General features: G+C 35.9%; 23 protein-coding genes and 2 tRNA genes. 2 read left to right on the top strand and 23 right to left on the bottom strand.

Annotated features, from left to right (window positions below; all coding sequences use genetic code 11):
- Nucleotides 1–32: 32 nt before the first annotated feature.
- From hemA to MHI47_RS12345, 11 genes are all read right to left on the bottom strand, one after another.
- Nucleotides 33–1400: a glutamyl-tRNA reductase gene (hemA, locus tag MHI47_RS12295; protein ID WP_093536978.1), complete on the bottom strand. Its 1368-nt coding sequence runs from the start codon at nucleotides 1398–1400 to the stop codon at nucleotides 33–35.
- 478 nt (nucleotides 1401–1878) lie between these two features.
- A complete protein-coding gene (gene yihA / locus MHI47_RS12300) occupies nucleotides 1879–2466 on the bottom strand; it encodes a ribosome biogenesis GTP-binding protein YihA/YsxC (RefSeq protein ID WP_093536977.1) in 588 nt (195 codons plus the stop codon).
- Nucleotides 2467–2468: 2 nt separating this feature from the next.
- Entirely contained in the window at nucleotides 2469–4787 is a 2319-nt protein-coding gene (gene lon, locus MHI47_RS12305; protein WP_340830993.1) for an endopeptidase La, read from the bottom strand.
- 143 nt (nucleotides 4788–4930) lie between these two features.
- Complete coding sequence (gene clpX, locus MHI47_RS12310; protein WP_340830994.1) at nucleotides 4931–6199, bottom strand: ATP-dependent protease ATP-binding subunit ClpX; 1269 nt, start codon at nucleotides 6197–6199, stop codon at nucleotides 4931–4933.
- Nucleotides 6200–6368: 169 nt separating this feature from the next.
- A complete protein-coding gene (gene tig, locus MHI47_RS12315; protein WP_340764498.1) occupies nucleotides 6369–7655 on the bottom strand; it encodes a trigger factor in 1287 nt (428 codons plus the stop codon).
- Nucleotides 7656–7791: 136 nt separating this feature from the next.
- On the bottom strand, nucleotides 7792–8784 hold the full coding sequence (locus MHI47_RS12320) for a hypothetical protein (protein ID WP_340830996.1): 993 nt from the start codon (nucleotides 8782–8784) through the stop codon (nucleotides 7792–7794).
- Nucleotides 8785–9199: 415 nt separating this feature from the next.
- A complete protein-coding gene (locus MHI47_RS12325; RefSeq protein WP_340830998.1) occupies nucleotides 9200–10666 on the bottom strand; it encodes an alanine/glycine:cation symporter family protein in 1467 nt (488 codons plus the stop codon).
- 29 nt (nucleotides 10667–10695) lie between these two features.
- A complete protein-coding gene (locus tag MHI47_RS12330; protein WP_340830999.1) occupies nucleotides 10696–12219 on the bottom strand; it encodes an amidohydrolase in 1524 nt (507 codons plus the stop codon).
- Between the two features lie 361 nt (nucleotides 12220–12580).
- Complete coding sequence (locus MHI47_RS12335) at nucleotides 12581–12757, bottom strand: hypothetical protein (RefSeq protein ID WP_175496240.1); 177 nt, start codon at nucleotides 12755–12757, stop codon at nucleotides 12581–12583.
- A gap of 264 nt (nucleotides 12758–13021) precedes the next feature.
- Nucleotides 13022–13579: an integrase gene (locus MHI47_RS12340; RefSeq protein WP_340831001.1), complete on the bottom strand. Its 558-nt coding sequence runs from the start codon at nucleotides 13577–13579 to the stop codon at nucleotides 13022–13024.
- Between the two features lie 175 nt (nucleotides 13580–13754).
- On the bottom strand, nucleotides 13755–13988 hold the full coding sequence (locus MHI47_RS12345; protein ID WP_340769675.1) for a stress-induced protein, KGG, repeat-containing protein: 234 nt from the start codon (nucleotides 13986–13988) through the stop codon (nucleotides 13755–13757).
- A gap of 334 nt (nucleotides 13989–14322) precedes the next feature.
- Between MHI47_RS12345 and MHI47_RS12350 the strand changes: the two genes are divergently transcribed.
- Nucleotides 14323–14396 (top strand) — tRNA-Arg (locus tag MHI47_RS12350).
- A 42-nt stretch (nucleotides 14397–14438) separates the two neighbouring features.
- Here MHI47_RS12350 and MHI47_RS12355 read toward each other — a convergent pair.
- The 11 genes from MHI47_RS12355 to MHI47_RS12405 form a co-directional block, all read right to left on the bottom strand.
- Nucleotides 14439–15356, bottom strand: coding sequence for an HNH endonuclease (locus tag MHI47_RS12355; RefSeq protein ID WP_340831003.1), 918 nt, complete (start codon nucleotides 15354–15356; stop codon nucleotides 14439–14441).
- A 237-nt stretch (nucleotides 15357–15593) separates the two neighbouring features.
- Nucleotides 15594–15667 (bottom strand) — tRNA-Arg (locus tag MHI47_RS12360).
- An 85-nt stretch (nucleotides 15668–15752) separates the two neighbouring features.
- Nucleotides 15753–16250, bottom strand: coding sequence for a metallophosphoesterase family protein (locus tag MHI47_RS12365; protein WP_340831004.1), 498 nt, complete (start codon nucleotides 16248–16250; stop codon nucleotides 15753–15755).
- Nucleotides 16251–16259: 9 nt separating this feature from the next.
- Entirely contained in the window at nucleotides 16260–16862 is a 603-nt protein-coding gene (locus MHI47_RS12370; protein ID WP_340831006.1) for an XTP/dITP diphosphatase, read from the bottom strand.
- A 131-nt stretch (nucleotides 16863–16993) separates the two neighbouring features.
- On the bottom strand, nucleotides 16994–17791 hold the full coding sequence (gene racE, locus MHI47_RS12375; protein WP_340831007.1) for a glutamate racemase: 798 nt from the start codon (nucleotides 17789–17791) through the stop codon (nucleotides 16994–16996).
- A 9-nt stretch (nucleotides 17792–17800) separates the two neighbouring features.
- Nucleotides 17801–18256, bottom strand: a complete 456-nt coding sequence (locus MHI47_RS12380) for a MarR family winged helix-turn-helix transcriptional regulator (protein ID WP_340769682.1) — start codon at nucleotides 18254–18256, stop codon at nucleotides 17801–17803.
- A 78-nt stretch (nucleotides 18257–18334) separates the two neighbouring features.
- On the bottom strand, nucleotides 18335–18559 hold the full coding sequence (locus MHI47_RS12385) for a helix-turn-helix domain-containing protein (RefSeq protein ID WP_245762675.1): 225 nt from the start codon (nucleotides 18557–18559) through the stop codon (nucleotides 18335–18337).
- Nucleotides 18560–18620: 61 nt separating this feature from the next.
- Nucleotides 18621–19073 (bottom strand): acyl-CoA thioesterase, encoded by a 453-nt coding sequence (locus tag MHI47_RS12390; protein WP_340769683.1) that lies wholly within the window; start codon nucleotides 19071–19073, stop codon nucleotides 18621–18623.
- A gap of 290 nt (nucleotides 19074–19363) precedes the next feature.
- The gene (sdhB, locus tag MHI47_RS12395; RefSeq protein ID WP_093536959.1) at nucleotides 19364–20140 is read right to left on the bottom strand and encodes a succinate dehydrogenase iron-sulfur subunit; all 777 of its coding nucleotides are present in this window, start codon (nucleotides 20138–20140) and stop codon (nucleotides 19364–19366) included.
- Between the two features lie 2 nt (nucleotides 20141–20142).
- Nucleotides 20143–21900: a succinate dehydrogenase flavoprotein subunit gene (gene sdhA / locus MHI47_RS12400; RefSeq protein WP_340831008.1), complete on the bottom strand. Its 1758-nt coding sequence runs from the start codon at nucleotides 21898–21900 to the stop codon at nucleotides 20143–20145.
- Nucleotides 21901–21949: 49 nt separating this feature from the next.
- Nucleotides 21950–22561: a succinate dehydrogenase cytochrome b558 subunit gene (locus tag MHI47_RS12405; RefSeq protein WP_093536957.1), complete on the bottom strand. Its 612-nt coding sequence runs from the start codon at nucleotides 22559–22561 to the stop codon at nucleotides 21950–21952.
- 285 nt (nucleotides 22562–22846) lie between these two features.
- On the opposite strand from MHI47_RS12405, the gene MHI47_RS12410 reads away from it, so the two are divergent.
- On the top strand, nucleotides 22847–23260 hold the full coding sequence (locus MHI47_RS12410; protein WP_093536956.1) for a YslB family protein: 414 nt from the start codon (nucleotides 22847–22849) through the stop codon (nucleotides 23258–23260).
- A 114-nt stretch (nucleotides 23261–23374) separates the two neighbouring features.
- Here MHI47_RS12410 and MHI47_RS12415 read toward each other — a convergent pair whose 3' ends face one another.
- Nucleotides 23375–24604 carry an aspartate kinase gene (locus MHI47_RS12415; protein ID WP_340831009.1) on the bottom strand — a complete coding sequence of 410 codons (1230 nt, stop codon included), beginning with the start codon at nucleotides 24602–24604 and terminating at the stop codon, nucleotides 23375–23377.
- Nucleotides 24605–24650: the final 46 nt, after the last annotated feature.

A 24650-nucleotide genomic window follows, 5' to 3' on the forward strand; every position in this document is an offset into this window, starting at 1 on the left:
TCTCCATACAGATATTAAAACGCCTCCTTTACTTAGTTATATAATAAATTCTCTTTTAAATTTTGCGAATCCATTAAAGTTTGCTTTAAATTGATTTTTGCTTTTTCTGCTTGCATAGCAACTTCCTTTTGTACATCTTCTTCTATACCAAAGATTTGTTGGAATAGTTGAAGCTGTGCAGCAGGATCTTTTGCTACTGATAATTCTTTTACTTGTAAAATTGGTTCTTTTAATAGCTGATTGACAATTGATTTAGTATGCTTATTTAATATTTTACGTTCACGATCCGTTAAATTAGGCATTTTGTTTTCAATTGACGCCATAGTTTCAGACTGAATCGTATTCGCTTTTTGACGTAAAGCCGAAATAATAGGTACTACTCCAAGCGTCGTTACCCAGTCATTAAACTGTTCAATTTCCGTTTCGATCATGAGATTAATCTGCTGAGCAGCACGTTCTCTTTCAGCTAAGTTAGCTTCCACGATTCCTTGTAAATCATCAATATCATACAAGAACACATTAGCAAGATCGCCTATACGTGGATCTAAATCACGTGGTACAGCTATATCTACCATGAACAAAGGCTTCCCTTTACGAAGACGCTCTACAAATTGCATTAGTTCAAGATCAATTACAAATTCAGTTGAACCAGTTGAACTGATAAGGATATCAGCTTCTAATAATGCACATTGAAGCTCGTCCATCGGTTTAGCATTGCCGTCAAACTTAGAAGCAAGCTCCTTCGCTTTCTCAAAAGTACGATTAATCACCGTTACCTTTTCAGCTCCGCTACCATGAAGATTTTGGATCGCAAGCTCGCCCATTTTCCCAGCACCTAAAATTACGACGTGCTTATGATTTAGTGAACCAAATATTTTCTTCCCTAGTTCTACTGCTGCATAAGAAACGGAAACAGCGTTTTCTCCAATTGCAGTCTCTGCATGTGCACGTTTGGCAAACGTGACTGCCTGTTTAAATAATTGGTTGAAAACAGTTCCTGTAGTTCCGTTTTCTTGTCCATTTAGGAAGCTTTTCTTCACTTGTCCTAATATTTGTGTTTCCCCAAGTACCATCGAATCGATGCCCGCTGTAACGCGGAACAAATGATTATTCGCTTGGTCATCCTCGTGAACAAATAAATAGGTAGATAAACTTTCTAACGGAATATCAAACCAATTCGCTAAAAATTGCTTTACATAGTATTTACCCGTATGAAGTTGATCTACAGTAGCGTAGATTTCCGTACGGTTACAAGTAGATACGATGACATTTTCTAATATACTTTTTTGGTCTTGTAGTGCCTGCATCGCATTAGGTAACTCCGCTTCTACAAACGACAGTTTCTCCCGAATTTCGACAGGAGCAGTACGATAATTGACACCAACCACGATTGTATGCATGGAATAGGTCTCCCCTTCACGTTCAATTCATTAATCCAATTATATCATAGCTTCACGCTAGTTCCTTGCTTATTTGTGAACAACGTATGAAATCTTATTTAGAATTATTATAAATTAATAATAACAAACAATATTCGTCAATTCAAACATTCTGATTCAAATAATAAAAGTAGGACAATTCAAACAATATAAACGAATGTAAGCTTGGTATTCCCTGAATGGATAGTTTTTAATCTTTCTTCTATGTACTTTCATAAAGAACTTAATAAGGTAGAAATTCCAATTAGGTCGATCTATGCCATTTAAGTTCTCTATCTTAATGTTAGGTGAAACAACCAAGGTATCTTTTGGTTGCTTTTAATGTCCTTAAAAAAGCAAGTCCTTGATCGACATATATCGCTCAAGAACTCACTCACTAAAATTCAATACTATTATTTATAAAGATAGTTACTATACTATCCATTAACCGGAAGTAGTCTTAGTCTAAAATTCTACTTTCAATCTCAGCCCAAGCTGCATCGAAACCTAAACCAGTGTCAGAAGAAAAAACAATTAATGGATCTGTTTTATCCATTTGCAGTTCATCTTTCACTATCTTTTTATGCTTATCCCATTTCCCTTTAGGAATTTTGTCAGCCTTTGTAGCAATAACAATACAAGGAATATTATAGTGCTTTAGGAAATCATACATCATACAGTCATCACCTGTAGGTGGATGTCTTAAATCCACTATTAAAACAACTGCTTTTAAAATGTTGCGAGAGGTAAAATAAGTTTCAATCATTTTACCCCAAGCAGCACGTTCTGTTTTCGATACTTTAGCATAACCGTAACCAGGTACATCGACAAATATTAAAGACTCTTCCAATTTGTAAAAGTTCAATGTTTGTGTTTTACCTGGTTTAGATGAAATTCGGGCCATACTTTTTCGACCAATCATCTTATTGATAAAAGATGATTTTCCTACATTCGACCGTCCAGCTAAAGCTATTTCAGGTAAATCACCCTCTGGATATTGCGCTGGTCTTACTGCACTGATTAATAATTCTACATTATGAATTTTCATAATTATGCCTCCTCTAGAGCCAGTTGAAGCACCTCTTCAGCATCGGAAACAAAATGGAACGTCAATACTTCGCGAACACTTTCTGGTATATCTTCAATATCGCGCTCGTTGTCTGCCGGACAAATAATAGTCGTCAAACCTGCACGATGTGCACTTAGTGTCTTTTCTTTTAAACCGCCAATCGGTAATACTCTACCTCTAAGCGTTACTTCTCCTGTCATACCTACTTCACGTTTAATAGGTCGCTTAGACAATGCAGAAACAAGAGCTGTAACTATAGTAATTCCAGCTGAAGGTCCATCCTTCGGAACAGCACCCTCCGGAACGTGAATATGGATATCCTTGTTTTTATAAAATGTTGGATCAATTCCAAACTCTTCTGCTTTTGAACGTACATAAGATAATGCAGTCTGCGCAGATTCCTTCATCACATCACCTAGCTTACCAGTCAATTGGAGCTTGCCAGTTCCCGCAGATAACGAAACCTCAATTTGAAGAGTATCACCACCAACAGTAGTGTAAGCTAGCCCTGTTGCTACCCCTATTTGGTTCTCTGTTTCCGCTTGACCATACCTAAATTTGCGTTTGCCGATAATGTTTTCAAGATTTTTCGTTGTAATGGAGACTCTCTTTTTATCACCCGAAACAATTTGAAGAGCAGCTTTACGACAGAGATTTGCAAGTACTCGCTCTAAACTACGGACTCCCGCTTCTCTTGTATAATGTCGGACTACATCTAGTAAAGCATCGTCTTTCAGTTGTAGTTGACCTTTTGTTAGACCATGCTCTTTTAACTGTTTAGGCAATAAATGATTCTTTGCGATAGAGAGCTTTTCTAACTCCGTGTAACCAGCAATGGAGATAATCTCCATACGATCACGTAAAGGCCCAGGAATAGTACTTAAATCATTTGCAGTAGCGATGAAAAGAACATTTGAAAGATCGTATGTCTCTTCGATATAATGATCACTAAATGAATTATTTTGCTCAGGATCTAATACTTCTAGCATCGCAGCGGAAGGATCTCCTCGGAAATCATTCGACATTTTATCGATTTCATCCAGTAAAAACAGCGGGTTAATCGTTCCTGCTTTTTTCATCCCTTGAATAATGCGACCTGGCATTGAGCCTACATAGGTTCTTCGATGTCCACGAATTTCCGATTCATCTCGAACACCACCAAGTGAGATACGTACAAAGTTACGCCCTAAAGACTCCGCAATAGATTTTGCCAAGGAAGTTTTACCAACACCTGGAGGACCTGCTAAACAAAGAATTGGACCTCTTAAAGATTTAGTTAACTGTCTAACAGCCAAATACTCTAACACGCGCTCTTTGACAGATTCTAATCCATCGTGATCTCTATCCAATATTTTTTCAGAACGCTTTATATCTAACTGATCTTCCGTTGATTTAGACCAAGGAATAGAAACGATCCAATCGATATAGTTACGTATAACCCCACTTTCTGGAGCCTGCGTAGGAAGTTTTTCATAGCGATCTAATTCTTTTAACACATTCTTTTTCGTATCTTCAGGTAAACCTGCTGCTTCAATACGCTTTTTGAGTTCCGCTACTTCCCCGGTTTTACCTTCTTTATCGCCAAGTTCGGTTTGAATCGCTTTCATCTGTTCACGAAGATAGAACTCTTTTTGTGTTCTTTCCATCGCATTTTTGACTCGTGTATTAATCTTCTTTTCCAAGTCTAATATTTCTTGTTCATTGTATAAACGACTTATTAACCATTCTAAACGTTCTTTTACATCCATTATTTCTAATATTTCTTGTTTACCAGAAATTTTCAATGGCAGATGTGAAGCTACCATATCCGCCAAACGACCTGGTTCTTCAATATCAGTTACTGAATTGAACGTTTCTTCGGAGACACTCTTAGATGATTTTGAATACTTTTCAAAATTATGTACTAGCGTACGCATAAGTGCCTCGTCTTCTTGATCCACTTTTTCTGGCTCAATAAATGCAGTAACTGCAACTTCGTCGAATGTATCAAGATGATTAAAATCATCCCAAATACCACGTTGTAATCCTTCTACTAAAACCCGCATTGTACCGTTTGGCAATTTCACCATTTGTTTTACTTTTGCAATGATACCTACATCATACAGATCTTCCATATCAGGTTTTTCGATGGTCATATCTCTTTGAACAGATAGAAATAACTTTTCCTCTCGAATCATCGCCTCGTTGAGTGCAGCTATAGAACGTTCACGCCCTACGTCTATATGTAAAATCATCGTAGGATAAACAAGTAAGCCTCTAAGAGGCAACACTGGATAAAATACTTTATTTTCTTTAGTCATTTGGGTAGTCACCTCCAACTTATTCTGTCCGTAGTTTCATCAATAATGCTTGTTATAAAAAAAGTTCCTTTGAAGTTGAAAAAGCTGACATCCTTGCATGCGCTAAGCACGCGCAGATGGAAGCCAGCTTTTTCAATGGCTAATTAAGCCGATGTTTTTTCATTATCTTTATCTAATTCTGTACCATCCTCTAATAATAACTTAGGTTTGGCCTTATCTGTAATAGATTCTTTCGTTATGATACATTCGACAATGTCATCTCTAGATGGCAATTCAAACATTACATCTAGCATGATGTTTTCAATGATTGAACGTAGACCACGAGCACCAGTTTTACGTTCAATTGCCTCTTTAGCAATAGCTATCAATGCATCATCTTCAAATGTTAACTTCACATTATCCAACTCAATCATTTTTTGATATTGCTTAGCAAGAGCATTTTTTGGCTCTGTTAGAATTTGAACTAATGCACTCACGTCTAACTGCTCTAAGCTTGCAAGTACTGGCAGACGTCCGATGAATTCTGGTATTAAACCAAATTTCAATAGATCCTCTGGTATTAATTGCGAAAGTACTGAACCTTCAACAACTTCTACTTTGTTCGGATCAGCTCCGAAACCAATAACTTTTTCACCTAAACGACGTTTGATGATTTGTTCGATGCCGTCAAAAGCTCCACCCACAACGAAAAGAATATTCGTTGTATCAATTTGTAAGAACTCTTGGTGCGGATGCTTACGGCCGCCTTGTGGTGGTACGCTTGCAACAGTACCCTCTAATATTTTAAGAAGTGCTTGTTGTACACCTTCACCAGAAACGTCTCGTGTAATAGAAGGATTCTCTGATTTACGAGCTACTTTATCAATTTCATCTATATATATAATTCCTTTTTCAGCACGTTCGATATCATAATCAGCTGATTGAATTAGTTTTAAAAGGATATTCTCAACATCTTCCCCTACATATCCTGCTTCTGTTAACGAAGTTGCATCTGCAATTGCAAATGGTACGTTAAGAATTCTTGCAAGTGTTTGGGCTAGCAATGTTTTACCACTACCAGTTGGACCTATTAATACTATATTTGATTTAGCTAATTCTACTTCGTCAATGACACTATTGGAATTAATGCGTTTGTAATGGTTATAAACTGCAACTGCAAGTGATTTTTTTGCTCGTTCTTGTCCAATTACATATTCATCTAATATAGCTAAAATTTCTTTTGGTTTTGGAACTTCTTTAAACTCTACTTCTTCTTCAATTCCTAGCTCTTCTTCTACAATTTCAGAACAAAGGTCGATACATTCATCACAAATATATACGCCTGGTCCTGCTACTAGCTTACGAACTTGTTCTTGTGGTTTACCACAAAAAGAACATTTTAAGTTCCCTTTTTCATCATTGAATTTGAACAAAATATTCACCCCTATTCAAGCAATTATGTTACAAGATTCTCATCAAGTAATCAAATAATACGTTTAAGTATGTTTTTAATATTGAAAAATCTATGTATATGATAGAACAAGGCACAGTTCTGAATGCTGTACCTTGTTCTATTAGTATTAACAACGTATGAATTTAAAATTAAGAAATTTTAGCGTTTTCCACTAAGAATTCAACTGTTTTTTGGAAACGTAAGTCGTTTGCAAGAACGTCTGTACCACCAAGTGCACGTTTGATATCTTCAAGCTTCATATTGAACTGTGCGCTCATTTTTTCTAGTTCTGCATCGATATCTTCTTCAGTTGCTTCAATTTTCTCTTCTTTAGCAATTGCTTCAAGTGTCAATGAAACTTTTACGCGACTTTTAGCATCTTCTGTCATTTGAGTACGTAATGCTTCTTCGTCTTGACCAGAGAATTGATAGTAAAGATCTAAGTTCATACCTTGTTGCTCTAAACGTTGACCAAATTCTTGTAACATGCGGTCCGTTTCAGATTTGATCATTGCTTCAGGAATATCAATTGTTGCATTTTCTGCAGCTGCTTCTACTAATGTATCACGTAGTGTTTGAGCAGCTAATTGTTTTTTCTCTTCAGCAGTTGCTTCTTTTAGTTTAGTACGTAAAGCGTCGATACCTTCTACTTCAGCATCTACTTCTTTAGCAAAGTCATCATTAAGTTCAGGTAATTCTTTACCTTTAACTTCTTTAACAGTTACTTTAAATGTAGCAGACTTCCCTGCTAACTCAGCAGCATGGTATTCTTCTGGGAATGTTACTTCAACATCTTTTGCATCTCCAGTTTTAGCACCAACTAATTGTTCTTCGAAACCAGGAATGAAAGAATTAGAACCGATTTCTAGTGGATAATCTGTTCCTGCTCCACCTTCAAAAGCTTCTCCATCAACGAATCCTTCGAAGTCGATTACTGCAGTATCGCCATCAACGATTGCATCTTCTTTTACTACTAATTCAGCTAAACGAGTTTGATTACTTTTTAATTGCTCGTCGATTTCTTCATCAGTAACAGTTTCTTCTAGTTTAGTTACTTCAAGACCTTTATAGTCTCCTAGAGTTACTTCTGGTTTTACAACAACTTTAGCAGTGAATACTAAAGGTTGTCCTTTTTCCATTGTTACGATATCGATTTCTGGTTGGTCTACTGGATCAATTCCAGCATCTTCAACAGCATGGCCATATGCATGTGGCAAGATAATATCTAAAGCTTCTTGGAATAATGATTCCACACCATACATTTTTTCGAACATTTGACGAGGCATTTTCCCTTTACGGAAACCTGGTACGTTAATTTGTTTAACTACTTTTTTAAAGGCTTGATCCAATCCTTTTGATACTTCTTGTGCAGTAACTTCTACAGTTAATAAACCATTATTACCTTCTTGTTTTTCCCATTTTACAGTCTGATCCATTGACATATATTCTACCTCCAAATAATAATTTACAATAATTTAGCACCCTGCATATACTTATACAGCGCAGTTTTTCACTAATTATATTGACAACTTGTATATTATAGCATAGATGAATAGAGTTTCAACATTATTCCTAACTCAAAACTTCTACTGATTTTTCCAGTTCAATGAGTAACTGAAAGAACTCATCAGGCTCCAATTCACTATTCCCAAATAATGCATCTACATATTCCATGTATTTATTAGCTACTGTTTCATTAGTATATCCTACCCAGTCAAACGGAAACAAGGTATATGCATGGCGATGAACCATTTCCAAGGTCATTTCAAGCTTAGTAGGATCTTTGGATAAGGAGTTCTCTATATATTGTTTGATAGATTCTACTCGATCAACCGCTGTGCTTTCTGGAGGTGCTGTAGGAATTACCGTTTCCTTAAACCCGAACTTTTCTACGGTAACCTCATTTTGTACTCCCGCTGCTCCAAGAAGTAAAAGAGCTAGTGATTTAATAGTAGGAATGATATCAGAGCTTTCGATGATTGTAATGATATCCTTCGATATGACCATTACATCTGTTTGGAATGCCATTTGTAATAATTGTTCTTGTTGTCCATAAGGTAGTTTTTTAAAGTTCACTAATTTAAACTGGTCATTGTCCATTTGAGTGTGGACCTCTTCATCTACTGAGAAGGTTGTGTCTGATAACATCTTGATGCTTAGTTCTTTAAGCTGTTTAAAGTTTTTCTTCTGTTGAAAAGTATAGGTGGAATCCTTCATTAATCCATCTAATACTTCGTTTAACTGATTGTATTCTTTTAGGTCAAGTAATATTGTCAAATATAATTCTATAACCTGTTCAAAAAAAGGAGACTTTTTTTCATAAAGAGTTTCACATATTTTCTTGGCGTCTGTAGCTCTTCCTGTTTCTAGCAAAGATAAAATGTAGACACTTTGGACCATGTCACTCAGTTCCTTATATTTGTTAGCCTCGTCAAAACAAGAGACCGCTTCCATAAAGTTATTCTCTTCCGCAAATTTAAGTCCCTTTTCAACATAGTTTTCTATCATTCCAGGGAATAAAATGACGTTTTCATCCTTCATAATGGGATGATTCTTTTTTTTCATTATAATTCGCCACCTTCACTAGCTTATGTATGTACTCAATTATATACACTATATCATTTATTCTAGATACACCGATACAAATCTTATTGAAATTTTGAATAGAACAAAGAAAAGCGCCTAGTCGGGAAAGGATCTAGGGAATTCAATTTCCTTTTTGACTTCATCATTTTGACTTGCTTGCTCTTATGTAGTGATGAATCTTCAGCCTATCGTTTCTCTTCATTTTTGGTTAGTCATTTGTTTACTCTCCTTTTGTTCGTATTTAATAACTTGCCTTACTTAATAGATTCCCGATACTTATAGTTATAAACAATCTAAAAGTTTTGACCTTGCACGAGAGTATATTTAAGTCTCTCCATTTAATTCATATTCAAAAGGACAAACCGCATTTCCACGATTTGTCCTTTGTATTAAGCTATTTATAACTTTCTTTTTTTACCTTATCCTCATAAAACACATTAAAGTCAGGATCAACAATCCCTATATTTAAGTACCTTGCTTTATAATCACGAAGCAGTTCAAAGAATTTTTTACTTAAGAAGAGTATAACTATTAAGTTAACAAACGTAGGGATGGCTGTCGTAATATCAGCAAAATACCAAACAGCTTTCCCAGGCATATCATTCATTACTGCATAAATTACCATTAATGACCCTGGAATTGGATATAACCATTTAAATAAGGTTAAAATTTTGTACTTTAATGCAAGCTTCTTTTCATTATTAAATACATGCCTTAATATTATTTCATAATACGTATACCAACCTGTAGAGGTAGTTAGCCCGAATAAGAAAATGGAGATAGTTATTATATATCTACCAATTTCCCCAATTCCAATCTCAAATGCAGATAATGTTAGAGCTGCTCCATCCAAACCTGAAGACCAAACACCTGTTATGATTATCGTAAACGCAGTGATAGAACATACAATCATCGTATCTGCGAATACCTCCATAGCACCCCACATTCCTTGTTTTATCGGATGGGAAGTTTTAGCGGTTGAGTGAATCATTGGTGAAGTACCCCAACCAGCCTCATTACTATACACGGCACGAGCAACCCCCATGCGAATTACCTGAGCAATGGCTGCTCCTGTAAATCCTCCTACTGCAGCCATACCAGAAAATGCACTATCGAATATTAAAGAAAAGACCGGAATAATTTCTGTATAATTTTTAAAAATAATATAAAGTCCTGCAATTACATAGAACATGCACATAAACGGGACTAGCAAAGAAGCAATCTCACCTATCCGTTTAATGCCTCCATAAATAATAATATATATAATAGTCAAATAGATAAAGGAGGCAGGAATCATCCCAATATTGAACGTGGAGCTAACTGCTTCTGAAATCGTATAATTTTGAAGGGTTATAAAGAAAGTTGTGAAAATACCTACACCAAATAGAATGGCAGGAACCTTCCAAAATTTAAAGTTCTTTTCCTCTCCAAGCCCTTTTTCCATATAATAAGTTGGTCCGCCATAAGGATTGCCTTTTTCGTCCGTATTTCGGTAGTATACAGATAAAGTTACTTCCACTGTTTTTGTTATCATACCTAGCAGTGCAGTAATCCACATCCAGAAAACAGCTCCAGGTCCACCAATTGCAATCGCAGTAGCAACACCACCGATATTCCCTACCCCAACACTTCCACCAATGGCTGTAGCAACAGCTTGAAATGGTGTTAATATCCCTTTGGAGTCCTCAGATTTTTCTTTCTTACCAAAAAGCTTACCAAATGTTTCTTTAAAAATATGTGGTAAATAACTAAATTGAAACAATTTACTTCCAATTGTAAAATAAAGCCCTACAAAAAGAACAGTAAATATGAGCGGTAATCCCCATAACCAGCCAACAATGGTCTCCAGTAATGCATCCAACAGTACAACCCCTCTCTAATTTTTAGTACTTATCTTTGATACTTTATTTCTCCACCAATAACGGTCATTTCAATTTCGGTTGTTAATAATTGATCAGGATTTTCCATTCGAAATGGATCATGGGATAAAACGGTCATATCACCTAACTTTCCCCGTTCCAATGTTCCTTTCACTAATTCTTCATTGGTTGCATAGGCACCTCCAACCGTGAACAGTTTAATAGCTTCGTATATAGTCAGCTTTTCTTTCACATTATAGCCGTCATGACTTTCTCCAGACTTCCTTCTAGTTAAAGCAGCATGAATACCCAATAGAGGATTTAAAGGTTCAATTGGAGCATCTGAACTACCTGCACATATTACACCTGAATCTAATAAACTTTTAAAAGGATACGCAAATTTTGCTCTTTGTTTTCCAATTCTATCTTCAATCCAAGGATAATCACTAGATACAAATTTAGGTTGCACATCGACTATTCGATGACTATTGCTTAACCTTTGTATTAATTGTTCATTTAATAGGGAAACATGTATCAGCCTATCGCGGTATTTGGTCGTTTTAAATTGATCTAATATATTAAGGACATCCACTAATGCTTGATCTCCTATCGTATGTATTGCTACTGGCATTTCTTGCAGTCTAATGTTCCGTATAAGTTGGAATAAGACGTCATTATCATACATTGCGTTTCCAACGTTATCGGGATCATCTATATAAGGCTCCGATAGATGTGCAGTCCTTCCACCTAATGCACCATCTGCAAATAATTTTATAGCACCTATCATCACCTTGTTATTTCCAAATCCGGTGGACAATCCGATGTTTTTCATTTCCTCCAAATAATCATAGTCTATTAAAAGATTACTACGAGGTCCGATTCCATCATGATTTATAAGTTCATCAAATAATTTGTAGGTTTGTTGGGCTCCTCCAAGATAATTTGGATCATTCGTATGAATACTCGTTAACCCGAAACTTATGGCCTTTTGTAAGCCGCATTTTAAGGCAATTTTTAACTGCTCATAGCTTTTCTTTGGAATATGGTTGGAAACAATGGTTGACGCAGTTTCTAGCAATAATCCGTTAGGCTTTTTCGTAGTAGAATTTAGAACGACCGTCCCCCCATAAGGAATAGTCATATGTGGGTGATAACCACTTATTTTGAAAGCAGTACTATTAACCAATGATGCATGTCCACAAATACGAGGCAAATAAAGTGGAATATTTAACGAAACATAATCGAGCTCTTCAATAGTTGGTATTCTTTTATCTAGAAAGGTATTTTCATCCCAGCCTCTTCCTAAGATCCACTCACCAGGTTTCATTTTAGTTGCCCAATTCTTGATGGAATCCAATAATTCATCTGCAGATCTTACATGAGTAAGATCTAGTTCTTGAGAATTGATACCAACACTAGAAATATGCAAATGACTATCTATTAAGCCAGGCAAAACTGTCCGCCCTTCCAAATCGATAATCTTAGCTCCATTACTTCCCCATAGTAGTAATATCTCTTCATTGGATCCCATATCAATTATTCGTTCATTATTCATTAGGATTGATTGCACAATAGGTTCTTTATATCTGACCATTGATAAAAATAGTTTTCACTTTCATCTCCTCCTTCTTTTACTATAAATTATAAAAACATTTTAATAAATCAAAATATTCAATCTTATATAAAGGGATTATATGAAGTATTTGAAGAATGTAGAACCACTCTAATTAAGCCAGATAACAGGTTGTCCATTTGAGCATGAACGTCTTTAAAACGTAGTGGTAGCATCTTAACAGTAAAGATTTTCACATATTTTCTTGCGACACTGCTACAATCTTCAGAGAAACTTTGAATTGAACAAAGAAAATGCTCCTAATCGACAAATGATTAGAAGCATCTCTTATAACATCTCTATATTATCTACGTAAGTTACTATCTTCTTGTGTACTAATTGTATCTTCTTTGTAGTTTCCTTCTTCTTGCTTTTCATGTTCTTTTTCTTTTCTTTTATCTATTTCTTCAATTTTGCTTGGCTGCTCTTGAGTAGTGTTTGGATCTTCATCGTTTCGTATTTCGCGGTCTTGGTTAGTCATTTTTTATTCTCTCCTTTTTACAAAATTATTAAATGATTATATCTAGTAGATTCCCTGTATTTATAGTTATAAACAAAATTAGAGCATTTTTTAGTAATGCAATTTTCATTAAATAATTTTGATTGCGTTGCCTTTCACTAATTGCATCAGAGGAATTACCCACACCACATTTATTAATCACTGACTTAGAGACAGCTATTTATACATCTGATTGCATAAAATAAAAAAGGCAATCCCAAAACGATACTTAGGATTGCCTTTTAACTATGCAGTTTTTACGTCTGGGTTTTCTGACAGAATCTCGTATCGTTTTAAATCCGCTAAATATAACCTCTGATAAGACGTTAAACTATGTTTTCTTACGTTGCTTAAAGTAGAATGATCTACAAAATTAAATTCTGCGTTAAGTCGTTCAGCATTCATCCAAGCTGTCTCTTCAAATATAATATTCATCTCATGTTCTTCCATTAACATACTAAGTAATTCTCTATCGTTATAGATTTCACTCACTAAATTACTATTTTTAGTTCGAAAGATTTCAATTGTCCGCTCCAATGATTCAAGTAGTGCAGCTCGATCCACTGCATGGCCTAATTCATGAATTGTTAATGTTTTTATATATGAATCCAAGGAAAGAGGCGCATCCATTTCTTCCCAGGCACTTATTAAGCGAGTAAAATCGACACCTATATAGTGTCCAATGAAATTGTAACTCATATTTATACCAGATTCGTCCGGTCTAATTTCCAGATCAATATTAGCCGTTGTCATAATGTATTGGATAATCTCTTTTATATAATCATTAGTGTATCTATTTAACATTTATCTTATTAACTGCTCCTTGCTATGTTTGGTTTTACTCTTTCAACAAGATACACTATAGAACAATAGGATTCTAATTTCAATTGAAAAGTTTAAGGAAATATAAAAATGCACAAAGCCAAATGGACTTTGTGCATCGCCTAAATTGTATTTTCAATTTCAGTAATTATGATTATTAAAGATTATATTTGTCTGCATCTCTTTGTTTGTTTTCTCTTTCTGCTTCTTCAAAAACACTATCATCAATCTCCATTGGTCTTTTCCGAGCTTCTCCGCCCTTACGACCTAATTCTTCATAAAACTTATAGTCTTGATTATTGGAGGTTGCTTCCCCGCCGTTATGTCCCGCATCATTAACTGACCAATTTGGATTACTGTTTTTGTTGCGATTGTCCTGGTTGTTTGGCATTTTTATAATTCCTCCTTTAATATTTTCGAGTTTTTTAGGCTCACTCTTTACATTCCCATATAGAAATGAATTAAACCTATTATTTATTTTATTGTACATAACTTATGAAAGATAAGGTTCTATCAATAGAGGTCTTTTCTCGGAGGCATTGTAGTCCCATTTTTTCCTCCATCCAATAATAATGAGGTAATGGACTACTTTTTTAAAAAATTACTTCCCTCAAATTGGTTTTGGTGATAAGATACGAAGGTAGGTAATTTCGGTGCGTAAATTAGTATGATCGAATCTTAAATACATAAGTACAATAATCATGCACCCTATTTGGGTAATACAGGTCTCAGTAGCTCAGCTGGATAGAGCAACGCCCTTCTAAGGCGTCGGTCGGGGGTTCGAATCCCTCCTGGGACATACAATAACAAAAAAGAAGTCCAATATTGGACTTCTTTTTTTCTAACTAAATATATTCTTTAGATGCCACTTGAAATATGGCTTGTTCTCTTCATATCGAGCAATTTTCTTTTTAGGTGAGATACTGTATATTAAATAATCTTCTTCTGGAATGGAGGAGGATATATGTAATCTGCCTTGTCCATCGAACGCAATATATCCTTTACTATATAAAGCATCATGATTACAACAAAGGAGTATACCATTAAAAGGATTTATCCTTTCAATATGAGTACTATCTTTCCATGGTTTAGAGTGACTTGCTTGAAGTAAAATAGGTAATTCAATATCGCACAAAGCACATTTATTCGCCCATAATGGTAATAAGTCTTTCCTAAACTTTTCATGACCTTTTCGAATCATTAATTTAACTTCAGATTCCATTTCCGCAATCATAGGAATAAAGTTGTTATGCTCGGTTCGACGTACAGTTCCAATGGCTAATTCCAGTTGCTCCACATCTACACGGTATATGTTTAGATCACTAATAAGTTCTAGTAATTTTATTACAAGTTGCTCATTACATGGATATAAATAGCCTGGGTTTCCATTACCATCTTGTTGAAAAGGTGAATACTTAATCGGAAGAAGTGGTGATATCTCATGAAAGTTTGATAGTACATTTAGAGGCTCTTCTAATTCATAGTAATCCAGCTCTACTAGATAGTCGTTATCAGACGTGTTATTTTGACTTTCTATATCTAACGTTTTAGATATTACATGACAATCCGTTTTAGCCACACTAATTGCCACAATATTTCCTTTGACATAATGGAAGATTCTGTCCCCGACGTTTATCTCCTTCATCCTTAGCCAAGAATGAGGTTCTTGGCCTCCACTATCTTTTTGTGGAGATGTGATAATACCTAGTTCTCTTTCCACTTGATATGTTTCTCCTTGCATGACAACAAAGCTTTGCATTTATAGAACACTCCCTAAATTCAAATCTCCAAAAATCCTATTCCTTTTCGTTTCCATAGTGACTCAATTATAACATTTCATATCTGATTGGGTTATATATTTATATATGTTGAAAAATAGTATTGTGCCATAATTGTATAAAATAATTAGAACAAAAAAGGGATTAAGTCTCTTGAACCGCAGTCCCGACTTAATCCCAAATTCTATTTACTATGTATTTCTACTCTAAACTAATTATGTCCCAGGAGGGATTCGAACCCCCGACCGACGCCTTAGAAGGGCGTTGCTCTATCCAGCTGAGCTACTGAGACAAGTACTCCCCCACCTAAACTGATAGGAAAGACAAGATTTATTATATAATGATAATGAAGTTAAGTCAACACTATTTCAAAAAAATTATAAAATAACTTTTTCAAGCAATTTATGTTCATCCGAATAAAACAAAACGGTCCAAATTTCCTCATTTCTCTCAGCAATTGCGTAGCTCTTTTCTTTCCGTCCACGGGGTTGCTGAAGACTACCTGGATTGATAAATAGAATACCTTGCTGCATTTCTGCTCCTAATAAATGCGAATGTCCAAAGCACACGACCGATGCTTGTACCTCTTGCGCTCGATAAAATAGTGGCATTAAAGTCGATTTCACATTGTATTTATGACCATGAACGACTAATACTTTAGCATCCTCAATCGGAAATAATTCCTCTAAAGGAAAACGATCGTCTATATCACAATTACCACGAACAATATGCACTGGGTTGTCAGCAAAATAATTCGCATTTAACTCGCTGTCTCCACAGTGGATAATTGCATCTACCTCGCCTTGATGGAGCTCAATTACCTGTTCCATTATTTTGGTAGCACTATGGGTATCGCTCATAATCAACAATTTCATTTTACTCACCTATCCTTCAGAAATTATATCTTCCAAAACGAAAGAAAGTTTTTTTATAGCATTGCCTCGATGAGAAATAGCTCCTTTTTGTTCTGCTGTAAGTTCCGCCATCATTTTTTGTTCAGAAGGCACATAAAAAATTGGGTCGTAGCCAAATCCATTTGTTCCTTTTCTTTCAGTCCCTATAAATCCTTCACACGTCCCTCTGACAGTGAAAGGTTCTTTGTTTGGGGAAGCAACAGCGATTGCACATACAAATCGGGCTGTTCTTTCTGATTCTTTGGTGCCTTCTAGCTCTTTTAGTGCTTTATCTATATTTGCTTCATCACTTTTCTCTTCACCAGCATAGCGAGCCGAATAGATCCCTGGGCGTCCATCTAGTGCATCAATTTCTAATCCACTATCATCTGCGATAACCATTGACTGCAAATGGTTTGCTAGCGAAGTAGCTTTTAGTAGTGCATTTTCTTCAAAAGTCGTACCTGTTTCTTCTATCTCCATTTCTTCCGCCACATCATGGAGTGTCTTAACTTCGTATCCAAGCGGGTTAAACAATGCTTCAAAGTCTTTGGCTTTTCCTTTGTTTTTTGTAGCTATAATAATCTGTTTCATTTGATATCTCGTCCTTTTTCTATAAATTTGTATGCAGCTTCCATTCTTGTAGCACGATATTAGCTTCTTTTGTATAACGCCCAATAAGCAAAAGAAGACCCCGCTATTCGAGGATTCTCAAGCTAACAGGGTCATTTAAATGAAATTGTTCGAATATCTACATTCGGTATTTCTAACCATTTTTCTACAATCGTCTTAAAAATAGGTACAGAACCAGTTGTGTAGAAAATTGGTGTTTCCTCTTGTTGATCCGGATTATTCAATTTATGATATTGTAAATACTCTTGAACATCATGCGCAGTTTCTTCTGCAGATGAAAGTACCTTCACATGTTCTCCAACTGCCTCTTCAATATGCTTTTGCAACAGCGGATAATGTGTACAACCTAAAATGACAGTATCAAACTGCTCTTTTTTTAATGGTGATAATGTTTCCATCACCATATTCCGAGCAAAATCACCTTCGTATTCATTACTTTCCACAAGCGGGACAAAAGTGGGACATGCGAGTGGAATCACTCTACTAGAGGAATTTAAATGCGCAATTGCCTCCTCATATGCACCACTTTTAATCGTACCGCTTGTACCTAGCACTACTATTTCATTACTTTTTGATGCTTTAATCGCCGCTCTAGCTCCTGGGAAAATTACACCTATTACAGGAAAAGGCATCTTCTTACTTAACGAATTAAGAGCGACTGCAGTTGCGGTATTGCATGCAATTACAAGCATTTTAATATTCATCTTCGCAAGAGCATTTGCCAATTGCCACGTAAATTTACGAACTTCTTCACTTGTTCTAGGTCCATACGGGCATCTAGCAGTATCACCAATATAAATTATTTTTTCATTTGGTAGTAGTTGCATAATTTCTTTTGCAACCGTTAATCCACCAACTCCAGAGTCTATAACACCAATTGGGGCTTTCACGTTAATTCCTCAGTTCTTCATCTCTTGATGTAATTTTTCTAATAATATTGCTAAATTTGCAACTTCAGCCTGATCGAATTGTTGAAGTACATCCTCTAAATACTGTTGTCGTTTATCTATAACCTCTTCTATGATTCGAGCGCCCTCTTCTAATAAATGTATACGAACAACACGACGGTCTTGTTCATCTCTTATACGCTTTACAAGTTCACTTTTTTCCATACGATCGATTAAATCCGTTGTTGTACTAAAAGCTAAATACATTTTATTGGATAAATCACCGATAGTCATATCACCCAACTCTAGTAACCATTGAAGCGCTACAAACTGTGGAGGCGTAATAGTATAAGTACTTAGTATTTCTCTACCCTTTTGTTTAATGATTCCAGATATATGTCGAAGCTCTTTTTCTAAAAAAGCAACTTGATCCTGGTCTAACATTGTCTTATTTATATCTTCTGCCATCTATTCCTTCACTCCTCAAAACAATAACCCTATTTCTATTATTGTGACGTGTTATGAGGAAAATGGCAAGGAATCATATCAATTTAACGATAGTTCACCTAATCGTAATAATTCTACAATCGCCTGTGACCTACCTGAAACGCCCAGTTTTTGTATTGTATTTGAAATATGGTTCCTTACTGTTTTTTCGCTTATCGTTAACAAAGTTGAAATTTCTTTCGTAGAATTATCTTCTACTAATAATTGAAAAATTTGACGTTCTCTACTTGTTAAAATCGAACGATGCTGTTTATTGTCGTACAATGCCATAGCCCCCTATCCACTCTCCTACTAACGTATGTAGCATGGGGATGGTAGGTGACGGCTAGTTAATACTCTTTTTAAAAACTTCTCGTTCCTCTTCAGACCACTTTGCTGCACGACCAGTTTTCTTCTCAATTTGAACAATAGAACCACGACCAATAAAGACAATTTCATCCTTATCGTTCTTGGCCATATAATGGATATCCACTGAAGAAGAGCCTATAGAATTTGCCTTCACATAAATGCGGAGCTTTTCGTCAAAGAATACTTGTTTTACATAATCACATTGCAAGTCAGCGACGACTGGTATTTTTTCTCCCTTTGGATTTAACCAATCATTCATAAGCTGTATATGCTTGAAGTATTCAATACGAGCATATTCAAAATAAGCAAAAGTCACCGTATTATTTAAATGACCATACATATCTGTTTCTGAAAAACGCACACTTACTTCCGAATAAAAATGGAAATCAGATTCCCATAACTCCATATCTTCTATGTATTTAGCTCTCATATAAATTACCTCTCCTTTTAAATGAATGAATATTCATTTATTGTAACAGAGATAGAAAAAATCTGCATAGAATAAAAATATTCTACACAGATTTCCTTATTTTATCTATTGTCTAGCTTCAGAGCCTTTCCCCTCGAGGTTAAATGGGAATCTTTTCCGTCCAAATAAGTTGGACTACAAATCTTCCCATTTACATGTCGGAGGTCCGCAGGAAGCGGGTCATACAGTCGTTGCGACAGGATGTCGAGTACTTAGACTGTATACCTCTCAAAGGCGCTTACGCATTTCTATTAATCAACCATACGGTCGCTTCCGAAGAAGTCTTTGAACATTTGAACAGTTGTATCACGGTTCAAAGCAGCGATGGAAGTTGTTAGTGGAATACCTTTTGGACAAGCAACTACACAGTTTTGTGCGTTACCACAGTTTGCAAGACCACCGTCTCCCATAATTGTATTTAGACGCTCATCCTTGTTCATAGAACCAGTTGGATGTGCGTTAAATAAACGTACTTGTGAAAGTGGTGCTGGTCCCATAAAGTTAGAACCACTGTTTACGTTCGGACAAGCTTCTAGACATACACCACAAGTCATACATTTAGACAATTCATATGCCCATTGACGTTTGCGTTCTGGCATACGAGGTCCTTCTCCAAGATCGTATGAACCATCTATTGGAACCCATGCTTTTACTTTTTTCAAAGAATCAAACATGCGCGAACGGTCTACTTGTAAATCACGTATTACTGGGAATGTTTTCATTGGTGCCAATTGAATCGGTTGTGTCAGTTGATCGATTAAAGCCGAACAAGATTGACGTGGACGACCGTTTATAACCATTGAACATGCTCCACATACTTCTTCTAAACAGTTCATATCCCAAGTTACAGGACTAGTAGCTTTCCCATCTACATTTACCGGATTTTGACGTATTTCCATTAATGCAGAAATAACATTCATATTTGGACGGTAATTTACTTCAAATTTTTCAAAGTAAGGTGTAGATTCAGGTGTATCTTGACGTAAAATTTCAAATTTTACTTTTTTTGTTTCCGTTGCTGTAACCATTATTAATTATCCCCTTTCGCAGAATAATCGCGTTTACGAGGTGTAATAAGTGATACATCTACTTCTTCATAATGGAATACTGGAGCTCCTGTAGCTGGATCAAATTTAGCCATTGTTGTTTTCAAGAACTCTTCATCATTACGTTCCGGAAAATCAGGTTTGTAATGTGCTCCACGGCTTTCATTACGATTAAGCGCACCTAATGTAATAACGCGTGCTAAATATAACATATTTTTTAACTGACGTGTAAATGATGCGCCTTGGTTAGACCATTGTTGTGTATCATCCATATTAATATTTTCAAAACGTTCAAGAAGTTCTTGGATTTTCTTGTCTGTTGCTTCAAGTTTGTCGTTATAACGAACAACCGTTACGTTATCTGTCATCCACTCACCAAGCTCTTTATGAAGTAAGTACGCATTTTCCGTACCTTTCATAGACATAACCTTGTCCCACTTCTTTTGTTCTAATTTAAGTTCAGCTTCAAAGATAGAATCATCCATGTCAATAGCATGAGTTTTTAAATGACTCATATATTTAACTGCATTCGGTCCTGCAACACTTCCGCCGAATACTGCAGAAAGTAAAGAGTTAGCTCCTAAACGATTAGCTCCATGCTGTGAAAAATCACATTCACCTGCAGCAAATAATCCAGGAATATTAGTCATTTGATTATCATCTACCCACAGTCCACCCATAGAATAATGAACTGCTGGGAAGATTTTCATAGGTACTTTACGAGGGTCATCACCTGTGAATTTCTCGTAAATTTCAATGATACCACCAAGTTTAACATCTAGTTCATGTGGATCTTTATGTGAAAGATCTAGATAAACCATGTTTTCTCCGTTGATACCAAGTTTTTGGTTAACGCATACATCAAAGATTTCGCGTGTTGCAATATCACGAGGAACCAAGTTACCGTATGCAGGGTATTTTTCTTCTAAGAAGTACCAAGGTTTGCCGTCTTTATAAGTCCAAATACGACCACCTTCACCACGAGCAGATTCAGACATTAATCGTAATTTATCGTCACCAGGAATGGCAGTTGGATGAATTTGAATAAATTCTCCGTTCGCATAATATGCTCCTTGTTGATATACGATTGATGCAGCAGAACCAGTGTTGATAATAGAGTTAGTAGTTTTCCCGAAAATAATCCCAGGGCCACCAGTGGCCATAATTACAGCATCCCCACGGAATGCTCGAATTTCCATAGTTAGAAGGTTTTGCGCTTTAATACCACGACATACGCCTTCGCTGTCTTTAATTATTCCAAGGAATTCCCATCCTTCGAATTTAGTTACTAAACCATCCACTTCAAAACGACGAACTTGTTCGTCCAGCGCATAAAGAAGTTGTTGACCAGTTGTTGCACCAGCAAATGCTGTACGGTGCATCATTGTCCCACCAAAACGGCGGAAATCTAATAATCCTTCAGGTGTACGGTTAAACATAACACCCATTCTATCAAACAAACTAATAATTCCAGGTGCTGCATCTGTCATCGCTTTAACTGGTTTTTGATTTGCTAAGAAATCTCCACCATATATAGTGTCATCTAAATGTACTGCAGGAGAATCACCTTCACCTTTAGTATTTACAGCTCCGTTAATACCACCTTGTGCACAAACAGAGTGTGAACGTTTTACTGGAACGATAGAAAATAGGTCTACGTGCGTGCCATCTTCGGCAGCTTTCATTGTTGCCATTAAGCCAGCTAATCCACCGCCGACAACAATCAGTTTACTTTTTGCCATGCTATTCTCACTCCTCAATTTAATAGTAGTTGAACGACTTTAAAGTTTCTTAAACGAATGCTAGAAGAGCTTGTACGCCAACTACAGATAACGCTAAGAAGATAATTAATGTTACATAAGTAACAATTTGTTGTGATCTTGCAGATTGTGTAATACCCCAGCTAACTAAGAATGACCAAATACCATTAGCTAAATGGAAAGTGGCTGAAACAACACCTACAATATAGAAACCTAACATCCATGGGTTAGATAAAATCTCTGCCATCATGTTAAAATTAACTTCTTTTGCTCCAATAGCAGCTTGGAAACGTGTTTCAAAAACATGCCAAGCGATAAATACAACTAAGAAAATGCCAGTAAATCTTTGTAATATAAATAAATAGTTTCTCAACGTTCCAAATTGCTTCGGATTATTTTTTGCAGTAAATGCAATGTAAATTCCGTAAAATGCATGGAACATTAATGGAATATAAATTACGAAGATTTCTAACATTAATCGAAATGGTAGACTCTCCATGAAGTGAGATGCACTATTAAATGCTTCTGCTCCTCTTGTAGCAAAGTGATTTACTACTAAATGCTGCGCTAAAAACAGACCTACCGGTATAATACCAAGTAAGGAATGCAGTCGACGCCAATAAAATTCGCGATCGTTCGACAAAACAATTACCCCCTCAAATTTCTGACTGAAAAGAATGAAAACTATCTCAAAAAAGCAAAAGTTCTCAAAAATTTCACATCATCAAGTTACGTATTTATGACATATCCATTGTACTCTCATCATTTTGGAGCGTCAAGGTATCTTTCCGTATTTTAAAATGGATTCCTTTACCTTTTTCGGATAATAAATTGTTAAATTAATCACAATCTAATCAAGTCCCCATTTGTAATTTTTTTATGATAAAATAAATAGGCAATATTGATTTTTGGAAAGAAGGGTTGCTACTTGAATGAAAAGGAACATTCACATGTAACTTCCTTTGGATATGAGTTACTAAGAGACCATGTGCTTACTTCTATTCTCGGAAAACATGAAAAAGATATATTATATTGGGCAGGGAAAGATTTAGCCCGCAAATTTCCCCTATATTCATTGGACGAAGCTATCACTTTTTTCAACGAAGCTGGCTGGGGCACTTTACATTTAGAAAAAACTACAAAAGACTCCGCTTTCTATACGCTAAGTACATATAATCTACCTCAGAGTGGTCAAAGTAGAAGTCATCGATTAGAAGCAGGCTTTTTAGCTGAACAACAACAAAAGATTACTGGTTTTTTAACCGAATGTTATGACGAAGAAGTAAAAAAGAATGGCCTTGTCTCTTTGCAAATAAAATGGGATTCTAAAACAAAAGGGTAACGGGATAGTCGCATACGACTTTTCCTGTTACCCCTCTTTAATAGTGAAACTATTGTGAAAACCTTTTTAACAGATTCAAATAGTTAATAGAAAATGAATTTTAACATAAAAATATTATACGGATTGATGAGTTAGTGCAAGTTCAAATTCATCATGTAAGGCATTTGCTGCTTCGATCATATTTTGTTGGGGTACAACGACTGACACTTTTATCTCTGAAGTACTTACCATTTTCACAGGAATATTTTCTTTTCTTAATCGATCAAACATTTGAGCTGCTACCCCGGGATTCGATACCATTCCCGAACCGACAATAGAAACCTTTGAAAGACCAACTTCAAAATCTGCGAAAGTAAAGCCTAGTGCTTGTTTGTGTGTCTCTAAAACTGTTATCGCTTCAGACAAGGATTCCTTTTTAATAGAAAAGGATACTGCAGGTTTCACTCCTTCTACGATTGACTGTACAATAATATCTACGTTTATATGATTTGCTGCTAAAGTCGTAAAAATAGAAGCGAGGGAACCATTAAAAGGTACTTCATATTCTATAGTCAATCGGACGATATCTGATTCAAATGCCACTCCACGAACCACTAAATTATTTTCCACATCTACTTCCTCCTTCAAAATCGTTCCTTCTCCATCTTTAAAGCTCGGGCGCACTCTTAATGGAACCTTATAATTTTTAGCAAATTCAACTGCACGTGGATGTAATACTCCCGCACCTAAATTAGCGAGTTCTAACATTTCGTCATATTCAAGCTGTTCCAGTTTACGCGCACTTTCAATATAGCGAGGATCAGACGTGTAAATACCGTCTACATCTGTATAAATATCGCAAATTTCCGCTTCAATAGAAGCAGCAATAGCTACAGCAGTTGTATCAGATCCTCCTCTGCCAAGTGTAGTAATCTCTCCTGCTTCAGATATTCCTTGGAAACCAGCTACAATAACTACTTTATTTGCTGCAAGTAATCCATCAACTTTTGAAGGATCCATTTTCATTACTTTTGCATTTCTATGTACACTATCTGTTATCAGACCTGCCTGGGCACCTGTGAGAGAAATGGCTTCTACTCCAATTGCGTTTAACTTGAGAGAAAGCAATGCCATTGTAACTTGCTCCCCAGAAGATAAAAGCATGTCCATTTCACGTTTGGACGGTGAATCTGCTAATTCGAAAGCCAATTTTGATAATTCATCTGTCGCTTTACCCATTGCGGATACAACAACCACAATATCATGACCATTTTCTTTTTCACCTTTTACCCGATTAGCAACATCTGTAATCTTTTCAGTTGATTCAACCGAAGTACCGCCAAATTTCATTACAATTTTAGTCATGATCATCCGCTCCCTTATTAACTGAAAGGATTAAAAAATGCTTTTC

It is taken from the genome of Psychrobacillus sp. FSL H8-0487 (assembly GCF_038008385.1).
GTDB lineage: Bacteria > Bacillota > Bacilli > Bacillales_A > Planococcaceae > Psychrobacillus > Psychrobacillus psychrotolerans.

Excerpts from the sequence above, each read along its gene's own strand:
- MHI47_RS12355 (WP_340831003.1), bottom strand. The coding sequence starts at position 15,356 with ATGCAAAGCTTTGTTGTCATGCAAGGAGAAACATATCAAGTGGAAAGA.
- MHI47_RS12345 (WP_340769675.1), bottom strand. The coding sequence starts at position 13,988 with ATGCCAAACAACCAGGACAATCGCAACAAAAACAGTAATCCAAATTGG.
- MHI47_RS12365 (WP_340831004.1), bottom strand. The coding sequence starts at position 16,250 with ATGAAATTGTTGATTATGAGCGATACCCATAGTGCTACCAAAATAATG.
- MHI47_RS12320 (WP_340830996.1), bottom strand. The coding sequence starts at position 8,784 with ATGAAAAAAAAGAATCATCCCATTATGAAGGATGAAAACGTCATTTTA.
- sdhA (WP_340831008.1), bottom strand. The coding sequence starts at position 21,900 with ATGGCAAAAAGTAAACTGATTGTTGTCGGCGGTGGATTAGCTGGCTTA.
- tig (WP_340764498.1), bottom strand. The coding sequence starts at position 7,655 with ATGGATCAGACTGTAAAATGGGAAAAACAAGAAGGTAATAATGGTTTA.
- sdhB (WP_093536959.1), bottom strand. The coding sequence starts at position 20,140 with ATGGTTACAGCAACGGAAACAAAAAAAGTAAAATTTGAAATTTTACGT.
- hemA (WP_093536978.1), bottom strand. The coding sequence starts at position 1,400 with ATGCATACAATCGTGGTTGGTGTCAATTATCGTACTGCTCCTGTCGAA.
- MHI47_RS12330 (WP_340830999.1), bottom strand. The coding sequence starts at position 12,219 with ATGAATAATGAACGAATAATTGATATGGGATCCAATGAAGAGATATTA.
- MHI47_RS12340 (WP_340831001.1), bottom strand. The coding sequence starts at position 13,579 with ATGTTAAATAGATACACTAATGATTATATAAAAGAGATTATCCAATAC.
- MHI47_RS12335 (WP_175496240.1), bottom strand. The coding sequence starts at position 12,757 with ATGACTAACCAAGACCGCGAAATACGAAACGATGAAGATCCAAACACT.
- MHI47_RS12380 (WP_340769682.1), bottom strand. The coding sequence starts at position 18,256 with ATGGCAGAAGATATAAATAAGACAATGTTAGACCAGGATCAAGTTGCT.
- MHI47_RS12370 (WP_340831006.1), bottom strand. The coding sequence starts at position 16,862 with ATGAAACAGATTATTATAGCTACAAAAAACAAAGGAAAAGCCAAAGAC.
- lon (WP_340830993.1), bottom strand. The coding sequence starts at position 4,787 with ATGACTAAAGAAAATAAAGTATTTTATCCAGTGTTGCCTCTTAGAGGC.
- MHI47_RS12390 (WP_340769683.1), bottom strand. The coding sequence starts at position 19,073 with ATGAGAGCTAAATACATAGAAGATATGGAGTTATGGGAATCTGATTTC.
- MHI47_RS12415 (WP_340831009.1), bottom strand. The coding sequence starts at position 24,604 with ATGACTAAAATTGTAATGAAATTTGGCGGTACTTCGGTTGAATCAACT.
- yihA (WP_093536977.1), bottom strand. The coding sequence starts at position 2,466 with ATGAAAATTCATAATGTAGAATTATTAATCAGTGCAGTAAGACCAGCG.